We start from the raw sequence: 19473 nt of genomic DNA on the forward strand, positions 1-19473 counted from the left end.
AGATTTTCAAGTCCTTTATTGTGCGCTCTGCTGTTCCAGCTTTGCTTTCACATTCTTATAACGGATCAGCATGATGATGATGGAAACCAGAATGAAGAGACCGATATACAGGTAATGCTTCGGCTTCAGACTGGAGAGGCTTACAAAGGAAGTAACAATGGTAACTGTCAGGCATACACAAAGAACTGCATGCAGTTTCTTTGGTTCTATATGCAATACAGACTTTTCATAAGCTTCCGGGAACAGACTCGGAAGTCTCCAGCATGCACAGATCGTAAACAGGCCGGTCAGTTTGCTACAGCCGGTACCCATATTGGAAATATCGGTGGTATCCATGCCGGTTAAGATCGGGATCAGGCCCACAATAAAGAAGAAGAATAACAGCAGAACCGGAGTTCCGTTTTTATTTTCCTTTGCGCAGATTTCCGGAAGCCATCCATCCATGGCAGCTCTCTGAAGAGAACGGGTAGTCCAGGACAGTGTTCCGTTCAGGGTTGTTAACAGGGCGAACCATGCACCGCCGATAACAAAAAACAGATAAACCGGTGCAGGGAATACTTCTTTTGCTACAACCGAAATATTGACACCTGCTACCTTATCTAACGGAAGCACGCAGGCAGCTACAATACCGACAAATGCATAAAAGATTGCAACGATCGCGGTGGAAAGGATCATGGCCTTCGGAATATTCTTTCCCGGATTCTCGATTTCTCCGCCATTCTCAGCCAGGAAGCTTGCGCCGCCACATGCAAAGGACAGAAGCGTTGCGCCCTGCAGGAAGTTTTTCAGGCCGTGAGGCATGATGTTGGATGCGGAAAATTCCAGTGCAGACCAGTCAACCTTCGGAAGACCGAATACGATATAAATGAACAGGGAAATCAGAAGCAGGGAAACCATCACCTTCTGAACCTTCGCAGAGGTTTTCAGACCGATCAGGTTTACGATCACTGCCGCAGTCAGGGCGCCAACCGCAACCACGGTCTGGTTTACTGACGGAAAGATCACGCCAACATAGCTTGCAAAGCCGATTGCGAACGTGGATACCAACACCTGCTGCAAAATAAACATCAGAAGAAATACAAATGCGATCCTCGGCCCCAAAAGCTTCTTGGCATACACATAGCTTCCGCCGGTTGCCGGCATACTGGAAGAAAGTGTTGCCATCGGGATCAGGCTGATCAGTGAGATGATCGCTGCAAGAAAATATCCGTACGGAGCGCCGTGTCCAGTCAGTCCGATTACGATTGCTGTCAGTACAAACACACCGGAACCTACGATCTGGCCAATACAAAAGCCCATGCAGTCCCAAAAATTCAGTTTTTTCGTCTCCATTTGTTATACCCCTTTTCTCCAGTCTGATACAAACTGTACCAGTTTCTCCATACCCTCTTCGAGCCTTTTGCGCGGACAGCCAAAGTTGAACCGCAGAAAATGCTCTCCGTCTCCGCCATAGGAAGTACCGCCTCCCACTGCAATGCCATAATGATCCGCCAGTGTTTTCTGGATTTCATCGGAGGTCATTCCCAGTGCGCTGCAGTCCAGCCACATCAGATACGTTCCTTCCGGCTTCACCGGCTTGATCTCCGGCGCGTGCACGGCAAGATAATGAATGATAAACTCTGCATTTTCTGTCAGATACGCATTCTGCTGGTCCACCCACTCATCACCGTAGGTGTAGCAGGCCTCGATTGCCGCGTTAGACAGGCAGTTCGGGCTCATAAGCCATGCTTCCCGAAGAGATGCCTCCTGTCTCTTTTTGTATTCCGGATTCGGAATGATGCTGCAGGATGAGTGCAGACCGGCCATATTGAAGGTCTTGCTGATTGCAGTGTAAACGATCATCCTGTCATATACGTCTGCAAAGCAGGCTGCCGAGGTATACTGATTGCCGTAGAGGGCCACATCACCGTGGATCTCATCGGAGAACAGCCATACCGAATATTTTCTGCACAGCATAACCACCCGTTCCACCTCATCCCGCGTCCAGACACGTCCGACCGGGTTATGGGGATTGCAGAATATCATAGCCTTCACCCCACCGGCCAGCTTCCTTTCGAAATCTTCCCAGTTAATGCTGTAGCGTCCGTCCTGATAGATCAGCGGACAGTCTACCTCTTTTCGCTCCTGGGTGCGGATCGCCACAAAAAACGGATCATACACCGGTGTAAAGACAAGCACCTGATCTCCCGGCTCTGTAAAGCCTCTGATTGAAAACCAGATGGATGTCACGACGCCTTCTGACGGTGAAAATGCCTCCACCGGAAGATCCACATGATGACGGCGCTGATACCATGCCCGGACCGTCTCATTGGTCCGTTTTCCGGTTGACGTATAACCAAACAGCGGATGTTCCAGACGCTTCTGAATTGCAGTCACGGCCTCCGGAAGTGTTCCGAAATCCGTATCTGCGATCCAGAAGGGGATCAGCCCGGTCGGAACGCCAAACTTAAACTGACGATCCCATTTAATGGAATCGGTATCCACACGATCCCAAACCTTATCAAAATCGTATTTCATTTTGTACCTCCACCCCTTAAAGGTTTTATGTTCCATTTTTCCGGAAAGCCGGGCCCTGGTTCTCTGAAAAAATATCACCTGTTTTAACGGCAGAATTCTTCGAAATAATGCTGATACGTCGCATAGATCCAGTCGCAATGCTGAAGCATATAAAAGAATGCATATTCCGGATCATGGTCTTTGACTGCCTTCAGAATATTTCCATGCTGCTTTCGTATTTCTGCCTTGTAGGATTCCTGCTGCACCGGAACGATCAGCGGAAGCGCTGTGATCGCGTTGGACGGCGGCACCGTTGCTTCCCAGATCTGCTTCATGAGCGGATTTCTCAGGATTTCCCACAGACAGCCATGGAAAGACTGAAGACCGGTTCCCTTCTGGATCCGGATAGACGGCTCTGCCTGCTCTGCAGTCTCAGAATCATGCTCAAATGCATATTCCAGCTGACGGATATCCTGCTCTGTTGCCATGATGGCTGCCTGCTTTGCGATAGAAGGCTCAATGACGCGTCTGGCCAGCGTAGACTGTTCAAACAAATGCCAGTAGGTTTCTGCCTGATCCCGGAGTTCGCCCGGATCCAGAATGCTTTTCCAGTCCACCGCGACGATGCTGCCCTTTCCCTTCCGGGTTTCAATGATGCCGCTGTCACTGAGCATTTTCAAAGCCTGCCGGACTGTCACACGGCTGACTCCCATCAGCTCCATAAGCTCCTTCTCACTTGGGATCAGATCTCCCTTTTTGTATTCTCCGCTCCGCACAGAATCCTTAATGCGGTTAAATACCTGTTCATACAGTGGATTACTTGATAATTTGTTCACAATATCCTCCTTTTTCATCTCCTGTATGCTGTTCTCAGCATACAACATGTAATATAATAAGTCAAGTTGTTATTGGCATTTTTCTTGTTAATTCTCAATTTGTTTCTGTTTTTTTGTCTCTTTTTACTATTTATGATGTTTTTGAAGCATTTTCCCTTTGTTTTTTTCGTCAATGCATAAGATTCTTAGCTAGCCTGTATTAATACATGTTATTCCCGGCATCGTTATTTTTTTATAAATATATCGGCAAAAAACAAGAACGCAGCCGCAGACCTTGGTCAGTCTGTCCTGCGTTCCTGTATTCTCAGCGTTTTAATTTTTCACGTTCCTGGTCAATGAGACTTTTGGTGGCATCTGCCGACTTCCCAAGCACCTCAGCCAGAAGCTCCTGTGGGATCGTCGGTGCATAATAAAATCCCTGCTGGTATACGCAGCCAAACTTTTTCAGAATGTCAAGCTGACGCTGTGTTTCCACACCCTCCGCGATCAGGCGTTTGCCAAGCTTTTCGGATGCCCGGATCAGGCATTCCACGATCGGTTCCGATCTCGGATCACTTTCCAGCTGCCACATAAACATACGCTCAAACTTCAGCGTATCCACCGGAAGCTCCAGAATCCTGCTGATTCCGGAATAGCCGGAGCCAAAGTTATTCAGGATCAGTTCAACTCCAAGCTCCTTCAACTGCTGCATCACGATCTCCAGGATGACCGCATCCATAGCCAGCGCATATTCATCAATCTCGATCGCCAGCTTTCCGGATGGAATCTGGTATGTCTCGATCATGCGCCGGACCGTATCCACAAAATTCTCCTGAAGGATCAGCACCGGAGAAACTGCAATTGCAATGGACTCATACTCCACGCCCTTTTTCTCCAGTTCTGCAATTGCCTGTGCAACCCGTTCCAGGGCATAGTATTCCACGCTGCTGATCTGGCCGGTATCCTCCGCGATCGGTACAAACTCCGCACTTCCTACCATGCCGATGTCCTTTACAAACATACGCATATAATATTCTGCACGGACAAAACGTTTCTCTTCTGTGTTGTAGGTCGGACGGAAGCGAATCTCCAGTTCATGATTTTCCAGCGCTGTTCCGATATAACGGGCGATCGCCTGCTTGCGCAGATATGCTGCATGGAGTTTGGAATCATATACCGCATACTGGTTGCTTCCGCTTTCCGCTGCCTTGCTGACAGCCAGATCCAGATATTTTAACAGATCATCTGTATTTCCCGCATAACCGGGATAAGAGCAGACACCGATCTGACAGGAGCACATACAGTCTGTCCCGCCGATCTTCCAGCTCTGGGAGAAGCGGTTCAGGATTTCCTCAACAAGCCGTACAGCCTGTCCCTGCGTTCTGTTTCTCAGGATCGCGATAAATTCCACACCGACATAGCGGTAAACCGTGCAGCCTGTCTCTTCCCGAAGATATTTCAAAATTTCCTTTAACAATGCTTCACAATAGGAAAAGCCGAACAGCTCATTCATGCGCTTGAAATTTTCGATATAAAACTTCAGAACCACGCCCTGTCCGTCACCGGATAACGCACGCTCCAGCTGACGGCGGCAGACCATGCGGTCGCCGCTGACTTCATTTTCTTCTGTATTGTCTGCATCTGGAAGCGGTTCTGCACTCAGCCCGGTTCTCTTTTCTGCTGAAGCATACTCCGTTTCCTGTTTCTTCTTTCCAAATAATCCCACAATACGTTCCTCCTCTCAACTGTCTGTTTACTTGCACTGCTCTGCTGCCATGTCACGGTCCAGCTGTGTCAGCTTCTCTACGATCTCCCTGCAGATTTCTTCCGGATTTTTGCCATCAGTTGCTACCGTAACATCTGCAGCTGCCTCATAAAGCGCGCGGCGTTTTTCCTGCAGTCCGGCAATAAAATCCACGTTCATGTGGTCATTCAGGATCGGACGCTCAGTGCTGTCCTTGACACGATTGTAAACGGTTTCCGGTGTCGCAGTCAGAAGCACGACACGGCCATGCTTCTTCATGTGATCCTTGTTATCTTCCCGGACCACCACACCGCCGCCGCAGGAAACAATGGTCTGCTTGCTCTTCTGAAGCTCGATCAGTGTGTTGCACTCCAGATTCCTGAAATACACCTCACCGTATTCCGCGAAAATCTCAGAAATAGACATCCCCTGCTTATCGACGATCAGCTGATCCATCTCCACATAGTTCATCTCCAGCTGACGCTTCAGTTCCTTGGCAATGGTGCTCTTTCCTGCACCCATAAACCCGATCAGGAAAATATTGTAGTTGAACAGGGCCTTTGCCTGAATCTTTCGGCTGTTCTTCACAATGTATTTGAAGATATTCAGGATCTCCTCCTCAAATGCATTGTCTCCCAGCTTCTGCTTCAGGTTATCCTCCTGCTTTTTTTCCTGTTCCGGCTGCAGGATCGGGATTCCATTCTGTTTCTTATAAGCAATGATCTCCTGAATGCATTCCATGCGGTCTACCAGCTGCTTGATGATAATGTCATCACATACTCCGATTTTTTTGCGGATCTCCTCGATTCTGTCATCCATTCTGTTGTCCATTACACTTTCTCCTCTTCCGGTCCCAATCAGCGTACATGTCACCGTGCTGCCTTCATTGTAGCACGTTCTGCTGATTCTGACTATATGATAATATCGTAGTAATACTGTCCCCTAAACAGTAAGATTCCGGATATCCTGCCAGATATCCGGAATATACAGTATGTTTTATGCAATTATATCAACAGTTTTCGAAACACGCAATAGTTTATCGCTTTAAAGTGTTAATTTTATGATAGCTGCAATGCAGGCCCGCAGGACAGTCTTCCTATTTTTTTGACGGCAGAAACGTGATCACAATGCCGGAGCAGATCAGGACCGCCCCCACAACAAACTGCCATGTGATCACCTCATGAAGAAGCAGCACTCCAAGCACCGCGGAAACCAGAGGCTGCAGCGGATAAAACATCGAGCAGGTGCTGGCGCTGAGCAGCTGCAGGCTCTTATTCCAGCAGGTATGCGCCACGGCAGTGCCAAACACTGCCACAAACAGACAGGCAAGAAGGGCAGCTGCTGTCGGATGACTCTGTGTCAGGAATACATTTTCCAGAACTGCAGCCGGAATATTGAACAACAGTGCTATGCACATGCCGTACAGAGCAATCTGCACCGGATCATAATAGCCGGAGATTTTGCGGATAGAAACCGATGCCGCAGACCACAGTACCACAGAACCGGCCGAAAGCAGGATTCCCAGCGGATTGATCTGCATGCTTCCATTGCCCAGTATAATGTAAACACCGATCAGGGACACTACAATGCTGAGCACATTTTTCCAGGTGATCTTTTCCTTCAGAAAGACTGCTGCCAGGATAGAGATCATAACCGGATTTAAGGAATTGATCAGGGATGCCAGAGAGCCTGACAGAAGCGCGGTGCCTCCCAGCTGAAGAATGATCGCGGCAAAATAGCCGAGTCCGCCCAAAATCAGCAGATATGGCCAGTGCTCCTTCGCTATCTTCTTATGACCGCCCTTCCACTTCAAAATTCCGTACAGACAGACTACCGATACGAGATAGCGGCAGAACGACACCGTAACCGGCCCCATCACCGCGAGCGCATATTTGCTCACGACATAAATACTTCCCCAGCAAAAAAAGGTGATTAATAAATAAAGATATCCTGCATTGCGTTTCATGGTATGGTTCCTTCCTCTTTTTCCTTTGAATGTCATATAGCCGTTCAGCTCATAGCTGAACGGCTTTGTTGTTTTTTACTGTAATGATAAAATCTGAAAATTCTCTGCTTCTTTTCCAAGCTGGCAAACAAGTCTTCTCATATCTGACTGGTTTAAATTTCCATGCAGCTGTATGGTCACCTGCTGCTCATTGCCCTGACTTTTTAATTCCATATGATCGATCGGGATCTCATTTAACCGGATCATATTCAGATACAGGTTCAGACTGCTTTTTTCCCGGTGATCGGTAAAGCTTACTGTAATCTGCTCATGAGAAACATGCTCATCCAGGCCGGCCTGCTTTAGAGCCTCAGCAATTACCTGCTCCTGCATTTCTGTCAGGATTCCGTACTGGTATCTGCGGCAGACACTCATCAGGTGACGAAGAAACATTTCATATTCTCTTTTCACGCTGACATCCACATCGCCTGTACGCTTTAAAATAATCTCATTCTCCCGGTCCGGCACAAACACATCAGAACCGTTTTCTGCCTTTGCAGCAGCCACATGTTCCGCACATGCCATCCGTTCTAAAAACAGCGGTTTGATCTGGGTATCCACGCTGTCAATCATCTTCCGCACTTCTTCTAATGTCATTCTTAACCTCCATTTCGCATTGGCACATTTTCCAATTCTACACCAAAGCACCCTGTTTTTTCAAGATTTTCTGGATATGTTCTATATTTACAGCACCATCCAGGGCCTGGCAGGCTGCACCGACACCCGCCGCATGACCTGTTGCAAAACAGGTTCCCATAACACGGACGGCTGCAAAAGCAGCCTCGTCTGCAGATATCATTCTTCCTGCGCCATACAGGTTTCTGATATTTTCAGACTGCAGGGCACCCAGCGGAATATCAAAATAGCTACCTTCCTTTACTTCCAGATAGGTTGCCATCTTATTGATATCCTTGTGGATCTCCGGCTTCCAGCCGCCGCGGGCCACACTGTTATCCCGTTTTCTTCTGGTAAGCACATCATCCACGGTGATCGTCTCTTTTCCAACCAGTTTTCTGGTCTCACGGAACCCGAGTGCCGGTCCTATCACAGCCAACTCTGCATGCTCCATACCCGGCATATAGGTTCTTAATGCCTGTACATAGCTTAGTACCTGCTTTCTGGTCTCGCGCTCCATTCTGGTAAGTGCCTCTGCGTTCAGTGCATCCGGGATAATGCTCGGAAGAAGAACTCCTACAATATTAGATCCTTCTTTTTTTAAGATAAAGCCCTTCTCCCTTGTGAGGTTGGGGATTCCGTCTTCTTTTGCCTTCACAACGGCACGCTCCACCGCAGCCGGAGACATATCGCAGCTGGTGTCCACGCCGCTTAAGCGAAACGGCATGGTTGCCGCCTGCGGGCATCCGTCATCGCCGCCCCATACCAGGTGTGCCCCGGCAAGGCGGGCAAGATTGGCGTCTCCGGATGCATCCACAAAGGCCTTCGCAGCTACCGTAAAGGTACCCTCATCATCCACACAGTGAATTGCCGTAATGGTTCCGTTTTCCGTATCTGCACCAATTACAGACGTATGCAGGAGGTAATCCACCCGTTCTTTCTCCAGCAGATTGTCCATGGCACATTTTAAATACTCAGGCTGAAAATTAATATTGCGGTTTCCGGTTGCAGAAATAACGTAGTCCACAGTCGGACCAAGTGCCTCCATCTCATTTAACACAAGCCGACCGACTCCTTCTACAACCCGTACCGGATTTTCCCCACAGGTGTAAAACCCGCAGAAAGCGCTGACTCCGGAATTGGTAGCTTCACCGCCAAGATAAGCATTCCGCTCGATCAGAAGCGTTTTCGCTCCCGTCTTCGCAGCTCCAACTGCTGCAGATACTCCGGCAGTTCCTCCTCCAACAACGACTACGTCATACTGCTGCAAACGTTCCATAATCCTCTATACTCCTTTTTCTTAACCAATGATGAGTGTTCCCAGCGGATATGCAAAGAAGGTCAGCACAACCAGTGCCATCAGTGCAAAAATTCCGCCCCAGATAAACATGTCTTTGGTCGTGGTCCATCCGGAACCGATTGCTACGGTGTTGATGGTACTCTGACCTGCCGGTGTCATGTTGCTGACAGCGGCTGCAAAACCAACCATGCATACAACTGCGCCAACGCTTACTGCTCCTGCCGGAAGTGCAGTTAAAACAGACAGTGCTACTGCGCTTACTACGGTTGTGGTAACAATGTTGGAAGAGAAGTTTGTCTCAAGCAGTGCCCACAGCATAAAGAATAAGATCATGCCGGTAACCGGGAGTGCTGCAGTTAACGGAGACAGGGAAGCGGTCAGCCAGTCGCTGATTCCAATATCTGCGTTGGTTAAGCAGGAACCAAGCCAGGTTGCCGCACCGGTCATCAGGATACTGCCCCACAGGATTCCTTTGGTTACGCCTTCCTTAAAGTTTAAGATACGCTCGCCATCTACTTTGGTGATAAAGAGAAGGATGCATCCTAATAACGGCGGCATTGCGGTAGACCAGCTGTTGATGGTCTTGTAAAGCTCCGGGAAGCTGCCCTTGATCAGGCTCGGGCCAACCCATAAGAATACAGTTAAACCTACTACAGAAAGAATAATTTTCTCTTTGGTATCTGCCTTTGGAACGGTTCCGCGCAGTCCCATTGCATTTTCCGGTTTGATCTCATGGATATCATCCGGACGGTAAATGAACTTAAACACCAGAATTAATAAGATGATCAGCAGAATGCCGGTCGGGATCCCCATTGCCATGTATTGGAACTGGTTGACATCATTTCCGGTTGCTGCGGTGTAATAACCGATTGCCATGGTCGGCCATACATGTCCGATTGCGGTCATACCGGAGGAAAGGCTGATGCAGAATGCCGTTCCCATCATGATCATATTTCCGGTTTTGCCGCCCTTCTTCACACCGAGTACCTGGAAGATATCCTCAAGGAAAGGCATAAATGCAACGAACAGAACAGACGGGGATACGAATAACCCCATGAAGGTAACTGCCGCAAACAGGAAACATACAAAATACCACGGTCCCTTTCTTGCAATCTTATTGGTAATAAAAGATACCGTACACCGTCTTACAAAATTTGTCTTGGAAAGCGGATATACCAGCATAAAGGTAAAGATCAGGAACGCTACGGTCGTATTGCCGAATGCGCCTGAAAAGGTTTTTGAAAAACCGAATGTCGGGATAAATCCAAGTGCCAGTAAGGTGATCATGCTCGGCCAGTCAATGGAAATGGTAATCCACATGAGCAGGGAACCGAAGAATACGCCAAGTACTCCGATTGCCTCAGAGGAAAGACCTCCAAATGGCGGTACAAATCTTGACCCGATCATGATTGCCAGCGACAGGATCAAAAAGATTGTGTCTTTGCTGCTTTTGTTGTTCATAATGAAACCCCTTTCTCCTATTGGTGTTCTTTTGTTTTGTATTTCCTTGTAGCGTTATGATATAAAGTTTATTGACATTTGTAAAATATCATAATATTATCAAATCAATAAGTTTTTCCTATATCATTGGATTTTTTTAGAAACATTTTACAATTTTTTTATTTCTTACCAGGCAAAGGAGTTCGTTTCTCATGCAAATGCAACAATTACGCTATTTTCTTGAAATCGCCAAAGAGAAAAACATCTCTGCGGCAGCCAAGAACCTGTATCTTTCCCAACCCTCCCTCTCCCAGCAGATCCGGAAACTGGAAGAGGAACTGGAGGTGCCGCTTCTCATCCGCCACTCCAAATCTGTCTCCCTGACAGATGCCGGAGAACAGTTTGCCCACCATGCCCGAAGAATCCTCGGCGGAGTCGACCAGCTCTCTGAACTCATGCACAAGCAAAGCTTATTAGAGGCCGGAACCTTAAAGATCGGTCTGTTATGGATTGCCGGATACACAAACCTGCTTCAGATTTTAAGCGACTACCACCGCCTGTATCCGGGTCTGAATTATTCCTTCAGCGTAAACGGCAGCGCCCACTTACAGCAGATGCTTTTAGACCGCAAAATCCATGCCGCATTCATCATCGGCACGGAGGAGCAGCTGGATCAGGAACCGGATCTTTACTCCTGCAAAATTCAGGAAGACTTTTACTCCGTAATCGTATCCCGGCGCAATCCACTGGCATCCAGAAAAAGCCTTTCTGTTCTGGATTTAAGGGACTCTCCCATCATCATGCCCTCTCCTGCTTCCGCACTGCGAAAAAGCCTGGACCGGATTTTTGAGGAAGCTGGCATCACACCGAATATTCTCTGCGAAACCAGCCAGTCCGATCTGGTTATCCAGCTGGCCGCTCATGATCTCGGAGTCGGTATTTCCTCCAAAAGCATCGCCACAAGCGCACAGGATGGCACATACGCCATCGTGCCCTTTGAGAGCCGCCTTCACCGCTCCATTTATTATGTAACGTTAAAAGAGCTTCTGGATTATCCATCCATCCGCTCTTTTACAAGGTATGTGAAACGTTATCAGTTGGAAAATAAAGCATTATGAATTACAGAAACTTACTCTGCGAAATATTTCTCCATTACTTCCTGTGCCGGCATTTCCTGACCGGTGTAGAGCCTGAAGGCCTCCGCACCCTGCCAGAGCAGCATGCCGATTCCCGGAATGGTCTTGCAGCCTGCTGCTGCCGCATCCTTTAACAGTTTGGTCTCTCTCGGGTTGTAAACAACATCGGAAACAACCAGATCCTTGCGGAATAAGCTGGTATCGGTAATGATGCTCTGGTCGTCCATCGGCTTCATGCCCACACGGGTTGCATTGGTGAAAATATCACTGTCTGCAACTTCCTTGCGGAATGCTTCCTGGTCATCCAGATCAAACAGGTTGACGGTGCAGGCCGGAACATGCTTGCGGATTTTCTCTACCGTTGCCTCTGCATTGGCAAAGAAGGAGTCTTTTCTTGCGAAAATAGAGATTTCCCGCATGCCCTCCAGTGCTGCCGTGATCTCAATAGCAGTTGCTGCGCCGCCGGAACCGGCAATGGTCATCTTCTTTCCCGTGATCTCAAATCCGTTTTCACGGCAGTTTCTGACCCAGCCCATTCCATCGGTGTTATGGCCGATGAGCTTTCCATTTTCATTTACCACCGTATTCACCGCACCGATCAGCTCAGCTGCCTTAGACAGCTCATCACAACAGGCCAGAGCTGCAGTCTTACATGGCATGGTGATGTTAAAGCCTTTCACATTCAACAGGCGAAGCGCCTTTACTGCCTCTGCAGTCTCCTCTTCTTTAATGTCGTAAGCAAGGTAAGCGTAATCCAGTCCAAGCTTCTGAAAACTGTAATTGTACATGGCCGGAGAACCGGAATGTCCCACCGGGCTTCCGATCAGGCAAAGCATTTGTGTATGTCCGCTAATTTCCATTGTCGTTTCCTCCTATCAGTAACATTTTGGGGTTTATTTTACTCGTTTTCTTTTCCTCTTGCAAGTAATTCTTACATAACCAGCACCAGTACCATAATAATGCAGCAGATACTGATCAGCGCCGAAATCGAATTGAGTGCGCTGGACAGGCCGAAATCCTCGCCAAGCTCTGCAGTAAACGCCGGAACTGCCGAAGATATAGGGCTGAATACCAGAAACGCCAGGGCCTGACGATATTCCAGTTCCAGAGGAAGCAGACGGAAAAATGCCACGGCCAAAATAACTGCAATGCTATACCGGATCAAAAGGATCCGTGCCATAACGCCAAACTGCTCCCGGCTTCCCGATAACTGAAAACCAACTCCAAGCATCAGCATGGCCAGAAATGGATTTGCATTTCCGACAATCCCGGCAAATGTTGTCACTGCCTCCGGCAGACGGATCTGCAAAAGATTCAGGATCAGCATCAGGACATAAGTATCAAACGGAATAGAACAGAGCAGTGTCAACGCGATCTTTTTTACAGAAAAGCCCTTTCCCCCTCCCTTTATCATGGAAGCAATGCTGTAGGAACCGCCCAGACAGATAAAGGAATTTCCCGTATCAAACAGGCTGGTGGCCAGCATACCGGCCGGGCCAAGAAAGCTCTGTACAAATGGCATCGTAAAGGTGCCGATGTTATAACCGGTACTATTAAGGACCTCAAATGCCCTCTTTTCCCTGGAAGCTCTGAGATTCAGAAGATATAAAACCGTCATGTACAAAACGCCGCCTCCAAATCCCAGCAGGCACAGGCCCAGCAGAGATGGCTCTATCTTCATCCCGTTCATGTTGCTTATGATCGCTGCGGGCAGTGTTATTTTCAGCACGGTCTTTGACAGCACATAAAAATCATCTTTCTTAAAAAAACCGATCCGGCGCAGCACATGTCCCAGAATGATGATCAGAATAAAACAGGCTGCGCGCATCAGAATTTCTCCCATGGGGACTCTCCTTTTCGCCGCATAGTTTTTTTATTTCACATATGCTTCCTATTGTGCATCAGTTCAGCCGGATTGGCAAGCGTTTATTTTCTGTCATTTATTCATATTCCGTTCACAAATCATTCAAAAACCTTTTACAGATTTAACATGATTTCTTCACGATTTCTCTCTATACTGTAACCATAAACAACAGGAACGAAAGAGTTGTTTATAAAACGCTTAAAAGATTTTTTTCATAATACTCGAGCTGATAACAAGAGTTGTCAGCTCTCCTCCCTTTTTATAACAAAAAAGCAGGTGCTATTTCCCGGCACCTGCTTTCTTTGTTTTCTTCTCTATCTATTTTCTTTTCTACCGTATACAGATATAAACCAGATAACCGGCATACATGGCAAGCATAGCCAGGCCTTCTCCCCGGCTGATACGCAGCTTGCTGCGGCAAAGCACCCAGGTCACAACGCTGGCCACAATAAGGCAGACCGTATCAATCACCGAAAACGATGTTACCGCGATCGGATGGACTGCCGCAGAGGCCGCAAGCACCATCAGAACGTTAAAGATATTGGAGCCGATGACATTGCCCAGAGCCAGCCCATTCTCCCCTTTTCTGGATGCGACAACGGAGGTGACAAGCTCCGGCAGGGAAGTGCCGAGTGCCACAACGGTCAGGCCTACAAGGGTCTGGGAAAGGCCGAAGGAAAGGGCAATATCTTTTGCGCTGTCTACAACCATGTTCCCGCCGCAGACAATGGCTGCCAGGCCGCCGACAATATAAATCACGCTGATAAGCGGAGACAATACTCTGATCTCCTCATTCTCCTCGATCCGGTTTGCCAGTGCATCACGAACCGTCAGCACAAGAAAGCCGACAAACAGCAGTAACAGAAAGACTGCTTCCGGTCTGCTGATAAAATGATCCCGGAAAATCATGAAAAACAAAACCAGGGCCACACCTACCGATGCGGCGTAATCCCACCGCAGCTGTACCGCAAATGGACGGATGACACCGCAGCAGCCCAACACTACCAGCAGGTTAAACAGATTGGAACCAATGACATTGCCCACCGCGATCTCATTGCTTCCGGCCAGAGAGGCCGTAGTGCTGACCGCCAACTCCGGTGCGCTAGTTCCAAACGCCACAATGGTAAGTCCGATGATGATACTGGGCACCCTGAGCGCCCGCGCAATGGAGGAACTCGCCTCCACAAAATAATCTGCTCCCTTGATCAGAAGCACAAAGCCGACAACCAGCCAGACGTACATCATAATCTTTCCTCCTGCCCTGTCCCCAGGTTTTTGTATTCTTTCCTAAAGTGAAATACAGTATAGGTGGTTTTGATGTACTTGTCAAGGCGGTGCCGGCTTTCTCCATGCACTTATCGAAAATCTATTTATTCCGTTTCTTCTCCGTTATCCTTCGGCACTCCGTCAAATTCTGTTACCTTTGCGTATTGTTTGTTTGATTCCATAGTGTCTGATTCCTCTTTTTTTCAGGTCTCATGACTGATTTTATTTTTTGCCTATATAACTATTTTTTAGCTTTTATTTTCGGGAACTGTACATGGTCTGCCAGGAGCCACAGGGATAGAAGATTTGGATATGCCATCAGGCCATTCACCAGATCCGACATAAGCCAGACAAGCTCCAAACGGCAGATGCACCCCAGCCAGACTGCCAGAAGATAAAGAATGATATACAGATATTCCGTATTTACACCAGGACACAGGTACTCTGCCAGATAAGAAAACATCTGTCTTCCTATATAGTACCAGCCAACAATCGTGGCAAAAGCGAACGCAGCCATGCTGGCGGACACCAGAATGCCACCGCATCTGCCAAGAATTTTGGTAAAACAGAAGGAGGTAAGGGCAGCGCCATCCAGACCGGCTGCAATGCGCCACACCGCTTCGGCCCCGGCCATCAGTGCGCACTCCCGTTCCACGCACAAAATCACCAGAGCCGTCAGCGTGCAGATCACGATCGTATCAACAAACACCTCAAACATGGCCCACATCCCCTGTTCCTCCGGCGTGGTCTCTTCCGCCGCGCCATGCAGCGCCGCAAGCGTTCCAAGTCCCGCTTCGTTAGAAAACACGCCCCGGGCCAGGCCAAAACGCACACTTCGTGAAAACAGAAATCCGGCAATACCACCGCCGGCCGCCCCAGGCGTCCAGGCCTCTTTCAGAATCTGTCCAAGCACCACCGGAATGCTGCGTCGGCACACCGCCAGAACCCATACGGAAAAGAAAAAATAAATTCCCGCGGACAGCGGCACAAACCAGGAAGTCATCCGGGAAATGCGCCGGATTCCTCCCCACACCACTGCAGCTGTCAGGGCTGTTACCAGAACTGCCGCAATTTCCTGCTTCATACCGGCTTCATAGCAAAGTGTTTCACTGACCGCGTTCGCCTGCACCATGCTTCCCATCCCCAGAGAAGCCAGTACCGCAAACAGCGCATAAATCAGTCCCATGCTCCGGCAGCCCAGCCCACGCTCCATAGACACCATGGGACCGCACTGCCATGCTCCATCCGTTCTGCGATAACGGTACTTCTGCCCCAGGCTGGTTTCCGCGTAAGCCGTGGCCATGCCGATGAGGGCTGAAATCCAGAGCCAGAACACGGCACCGGGACCACCGGCAGTCAGAGCCGTCGCCACGCCGACAATATTGCCTGTGCCAATGGTAGCAGCCAGCGCAGTGCAGGAGGTCTGGAATGAAGAAACCGAACCATTTCCAAGACTTCCCATCGTCTTTTTCCACCAGTATGGCAGTTTCCGGATCTGGAATCCACCAGACTTCACGGTAAAGAACAGTCCTGTTCCCAGAAACAAAAGCATCGTCCACGGCCCCCAGACGATTTCGTGTAACAGCTGCAATGTCTGCTGCATGGTTATCTCCATACACCTGCTCTTCATTCTAACTTATGCACAGAGTTCCTCGTATTTTCATTCGAGATGTGCTATAATCCAGCTATAGGAGGTATTCTTATGCCCGGATTTACCACACACTATATCTTAGGAATGAAGGCCTACAACGATCTTCCCAACAATCAGTTAAAATACATCATTGCCAAATACCGCTGGCTCTACCAGCTGGGCCTGCAGGGGCCGGATATGTTTTTCTACAATATTCCCGTTCTGCGCCACCGGGACTACCGCAACGTTGGCTCCTATATGCATGAGCATCACATCCAGGAGTTCTTTGTCTGCTATCTGCAGCATTTAAGCGAAGTGAAATCCCGTCAGCAGAGAGAAGAAGGACTGGCTTACTTCTGTGGCTATTTAAATCACTACATCGGAGACTCCATCTGTCATCCTTATGTGTATGGACGCATCGGCTACGATGCCAAAGCTCCAAACAGCCAGGCCCATGGCCGCCACGCTTCCCTGGAGAATGACATTGATGCCATACTCCTGTGGAAATACAAGCACAAAAAACCATCCCAGTTCAACCAGGCAGCAACCATCTGCTTAAACGGCATGGAAACCCAGTTTATCTCCCGTTTCCTTGCCGACTGTATCAATGAGACGTATTATCCCATCACCTACAGCAACAACTTCCAGGTAACCCCTGCCATGATCCACCGTTCCATTCTGGCTCTGCGATTCGGGTGCCGGACCCTGGCAGATCCAAAGGGATCCAAACGCAATAAGATTGCCTTCGTGGAGAAGCTGGTCCTGAAAAATCCGGTGGCATCCCAGAAGCTGGTCACCGACGAGATCAATAACCCACGTGAAGTCCTGAACATCGACCATGACATCTGGTGCAACCCCTGGGACCGCAGACTTGCCTCAAAAGCCTCCTTCCCTGACCTGTTCCGGCAATGCCTGCACAAGAGCAACAATGTCTACGCCATCATCAATTCCTATCTGACCGGCGAACTGCCAAACACCAAAGAAAACATGGACCGGCTGCTGGATGAGCTTGGAAGCTACTCCTACCACAGTGGACTTTTTGTTCCGGATTAATAATCCCAAATAGACAAGCGCCGATACAGAACCATTTCGTTCCGTATCGGCTGCTTATTTTCGTCCAATAATTTCACGTAAATATCAGTTAATATTTCAGTTAAAATATTGCATATTATTTTAATGTATCATATAATACTTATATAGATGAAAGGAGGTTTTCTTATGAGTTTCGCATTTGCCAATATGACCGAAAAATTAATTCCCATTTCTGATTTCAGCCAGGGAAAAGCTGGCAAAATCTTTAATGATGTCGCACAGAATAACAGTGAATATATTGTTTTGAAAAACAACCAGCCTACTGCTGTCCTTATCTCTGTCAAAGAATATCAGGACACCCAGAAAAAGCTGGCCCGCCTTGAAAAATTTATGGAGGCCATTGAGAATATACGTCTGCTGAAGCTTGCCCAGTCCAGATCTTTAGATGACACCACTTCGTTTGAATCCTTTATAACGGAAGAGGGATTTTCCATGGAAGAATTAGAACAGCTCGCAGAAAGCGTAGAAATCGAATGAAAAGATGGAATATAAAAATTACCAAAGAGGCGAAAAAAGATTTTCAACAGCTCGACAATAGCCTGAAAAAGCAGGTAGCCGCCGGTATCATCAAAGTGGCCAGGGCCCCACTTCCCAGTCCACACGGCTATGGAAAGCCTCTCGGCAACAAAAACGGAAAAAATCTAACCGGTTTTTTCAAAATTAAATACAAAGGAATCGGCATCCGCATTGTATATACCCTTGTACTCGCCGATATCACTATGAATATCGTTGTAATTTCTGAGCGTGATGATAATTACTGCTATGACCTTGCGTTTAAGCTATATCAGAAATACGGAGATAAGCTTTTTGAAAATATTTTCTTTGATTTTTAATAGAAAAAACCAGGGATCCCTTATCGGATCACCTGGTTTCCATCTTTCATGCAGTAATGTTTTTCTACATTCAGTTCTTTCATCCACGCCTTGGTCTCCGGCGTGGTATACTTCCCATCCTCGTTATCCCACAGCCACTGTGGTGTCGGCCACAGGCAGATTTTCGGGCTGACTGCCTCGTAAAATTCCTTCGTCACGGCATGCTGTCCGTGGTGTGCCATCTGTACAATGTCGGCTTTCAGATCTTCCTTCGCCACCGTTTCCAGCACATGATTGCCGCCGTCCACCTGCAGATCGCCGGTAAACAGAATGGTAACGCCGTTTACCAGCATCCGGTATACCATGCTGGCATCGTTTCCGTCCCGCTCACCGACATGATCGTCATCCGGCTCGTAGCGGTCATTCAGCACGGTGATGCACACATCATCCACCAGGATCTCATCACCTTTTTTTACCGGGCATGCCTCTCCTTTCGGAAGTCCGGCCAGTGCAGTGAGAATGGCGTCCGCAGTTCCCAGATCGCCAAGCTCATGCTTCTTGTACCAGTCCAGGGAAGCAAAATTATAGTAAATGTGATCGATGGTGATGCCGGTATCTTCCCCATCAGCCTCACTCTGCAGGAGGTTTAAGAGTGCTCCCACATGATCGGTGTGGGCGTGGGTCAGAAACCATGCGGATACATGGCTGCCCCGTTTTTTGATCTGCTCCTTTAAGTAGTCAGCATCGTCCCACCAGCCGCCGTCCACCACGATCAGACCGCCTTTCTTTGTCTCCAGGAGGAACGACATCATCTGGGCCTTCGTCTGTCCGGCCAGCATGGTCAGCTCCGCTCCGCCGAGGATCGGCTCCGTCCGGGCCGCAATTTCCTTTTCTGTCTTTCCCTGGGCCTCCAGCTCTTTTGCCTTCTCGCCCTCTGTCACCAGCTCCACATTTTCATAAGCTCCGGTGCTTCCGGTCTGCTCTGTTTTGTGGGCAGATCCTGAAGCATCTGCGCCTTTTTTGTGAGCTGCCCGCTTAACCGCAAACACGCAGCCAAAGGTCAGAAGCAGCACCAGTAATACGCCCAGGATCACAAACCACATATTCCTGTGACGCCGGTAACTGCGGTACCTTCTGGATGCAGCACGGTCAATGGACATCTCCATCTGCCATCCGATTTTCCGGCTGCCGCTTCTTCTAAATCTATGTCTTCTGCCAAATCTTCTCATAAAATCCCCTTGCTTTTTCCGCATTGCGG

General features: G+C 48.5%; 18 protein-coding genes. 4 read left to right on the forward strand and 14 right to left on the reverse strand.

All coding sequences use genetic code 11. The features are described 5' to 3' along the window. Nucleotides 1-15: 15 nt before the first annotated feature. The 9 genes from DW819_RS09170 to DW819_RS09210 all read right to left on the reverse strand — a co-directional run bounded on the left by DW819_RS09170 (nt 16) and on the right by DW819_RS09210 (nt 10436). Nucleotides 16-1332, reverse strand: coding sequence for an APC family permease (locus DW819_RS09170; RefSeq protein WP_118733021.1), 1317 nt, complete (start codon nt 1330-1332; stop codon nt 16-18). A gap of 3 nt (nt 1333-1335) precedes the next feature. After that, complete coding sequence (locus tag DW819_RS09175; protein WP_182432618.1) at nt 1336-2517, reverse strand: PatB family C-S lyase; 1182 nt, start codon at nt 2515-2517, stop codon at nt 1336-1338. An 83-nt stretch (nt 2518-2600) separates the two neighbouring features. Beyond that, nucleotides 2601-3332, reverse strand: a complete 732-nt coding sequence (locus DW819_RS09180) for a GntR family transcriptional regulator (RefSeq protein WP_182432619.1) — start codon at nt 3330-3332, stop codon at nt 2601-2603. Nucleotides 3333-3636: 304 nt separating this feature from the next. After that, a complete protein-coding gene (locus DW819_RS09185) occupies nt 3637-5037 on the reverse strand; it encodes a phosphodiesterase (protein ID WP_118733024.1) in 1401 nt (466 codons plus the stop codon). A 27-nt stretch (nt 5038-5064) separates the two neighbouring features. After that, nucleotides 5065-5886: a shikimate kinase gene (locus DW819_RS09190; RefSeq protein ID WP_243025763.1), complete on the reverse strand. Its 822-nt coding sequence runs from the start codon at nt 5884-5886 to the stop codon at nt 5065-5067. Between the two features lie 265 nt (nt 5887-6151). Continuing rightward, the gene (locus tag DW819_RS09195) at nt 6152-7057 is read right to left on the reverse strand and encodes a DMT family transporter (RefSeq protein ID WP_347560193.1); all 906 of its coding nucleotides are present in this window, start codon (nt 7055-7057) and stop codon (nt 6152-6154) included. A 39-nt stretch (nt 7058-7096) separates the two neighbouring features. Further along, nucleotides 7097-7657, reverse strand: a complete 561-nt coding sequence (locus DW819_RS09200; protein ID WP_118733026.1) for a chorismate mutase — start codon at nt 7655-7657, stop codon at nt 7097-7099. A 37-nt stretch (nt 7658-7694) separates the two neighbouring features. Next, nucleotides 7695-8954, reverse strand: coding sequence for an FAD-dependent oxidoreductase (locus DW819_RS09205; RefSeq protein WP_118733027.1), 1260 nt, complete (start codon nt 8952-8954; stop codon nt 7695-7697). Between the two features lie 21 nt (nt 8955-8975). Continuing rightward, a complete protein-coding gene (locus DW819_RS09210; RefSeq protein ID WP_118733028.1) occupies nt 8976-10436 on the reverse strand; it encodes an SLC13 family permease in 1461 nt (486 codons plus the stop codon). Between the two features lie 191 nt (nt 10437-10627). Here DW819_RS09210 and DW819_RS09215 point away from each other — a divergent pair, with 191 nt between their 5' ends. Continuing rightward, nucleotides 10628-11533, forward strand: a complete 906-nt coding sequence (locus DW819_RS09215) for a LysR family transcriptional regulator (RefSeq protein ID WP_118733029.1) — start codon at nt 10628-10630, stop codon at nt 11531-11533. A gap of 11 nt (nt 11534-11544) precedes the next feature. Here DW819_RS09215 and aroE read toward each other — a convergent pair whose 3' ends face one another. From aroE to DW819_RS09235, 4 genes are all read right to left on the reverse strand, one after another. Beyond that, entirely contained in the window at nt 11545-12411 is an 867-nt protein-coding gene (gene aroE / locus DW819_RS09220) for a shikimate dehydrogenase (RefSeq protein ID WP_118733030.1), read from the reverse strand. Nucleotides 12412-12482: 71 nt separating this feature from the next. Next, nucleotides 12483-13394, reverse strand: a complete 912-nt coding sequence (locus tag DW819_RS09225) for an AEC family transporter (RefSeq protein WP_118733031.1) — start codon at nt 13392-13394, stop codon at nt 12483-12485. Nucleotides 13395-13745: 351 nt separating this feature from the next. Then, nucleotides 13746-14660 (reverse strand): calcium/sodium antiporter, encoded by a 915-nt coding sequence (locus DW819_RS09230; protein ID WP_118733032.1) that lies wholly within the window; start codon nt 14658-14660, stop codon nt 13746-13748. A gap of 262 nt (nt 14661-14922) precedes the next feature. Further along, nucleotides 14923-16284 carry an amino acid carrier protein gene (locus DW819_RS09235; RefSeq protein WP_118733033.1) on the reverse strand — a complete coding sequence of 454 codons (1362 nt, stop codon included), beginning with the start codon at nt 16282-16284 and terminating at the stop codon, nt 14923-14925. Between the two features lie 99 nt (nt 16285-16383). On the opposite strand from DW819_RS09235, the gene DW819_RS09240 reads away from it, so the two are divergent. From DW819_RS09240 to DW819_RS09250, 3 genes are all read left to right on the forward strand, one after another. Further along, nucleotides 16384-17364 carry a zinc dependent phospholipase C family protein gene (locus DW819_RS09240; RefSeq protein WP_118733034.1) on the forward strand — a complete coding sequence of 327 codons (981 nt, stop codon included), beginning with the start codon at nt 16384-16386 and terminating at the stop codon, nt 17362-17364. A 165-nt stretch (nt 17365-17529) separates the two neighbouring features. Then, nucleotides 17530-17880 carry a type II toxin-antitoxin system Phd/YefM family antitoxin gene (locus DW819_RS09245; RefSeq protein WP_118733035.1) on the forward strand — a complete coding sequence of 117 codons (351 nt, stop codon included), beginning with the start codon at nt 17530-17532 and terminating at the stop codon, nt 17878-17880. Beyond that, entirely contained in the window at nt 17877-18236 is a 360-nt protein-coding gene (locus tag DW819_RS09250) for a type II toxin-antitoxin system RelE/ParE family toxin (RefSeq protein ID WP_118733036.1), read from the forward strand. The genes DW819_RS09245 and DW819_RS09250 overlap by 4 nt, the downstream gene beginning before the upstream one ends. Nucleotides 18237-18256: 20 nt before the next feature. On the opposite strand, the gene DW819_RS09255 is transcribed toward DW819_RS09250, so the two are convergent. Next, complete coding sequence (locus DW819_RS09255; RefSeq protein WP_182432620.1) at nt 18257-19444, reverse strand: MBL fold metallo-hydrolase; 1188 nt, start codon at nt 19442-19444, stop codon at nt 18257-18259. Nucleotides 19445-19473: the final 29 nt, after the last annotated feature.

The sequence above is a fragment of the Clostridium sp. AM33-3 genome (assembly GCF_003480315.1).
Classification (GTDB): domain Bacteria; phylum Bacillota; class Clostridia; order Lachnospirales; family Lachnospiraceae; genus Brotaphodocola.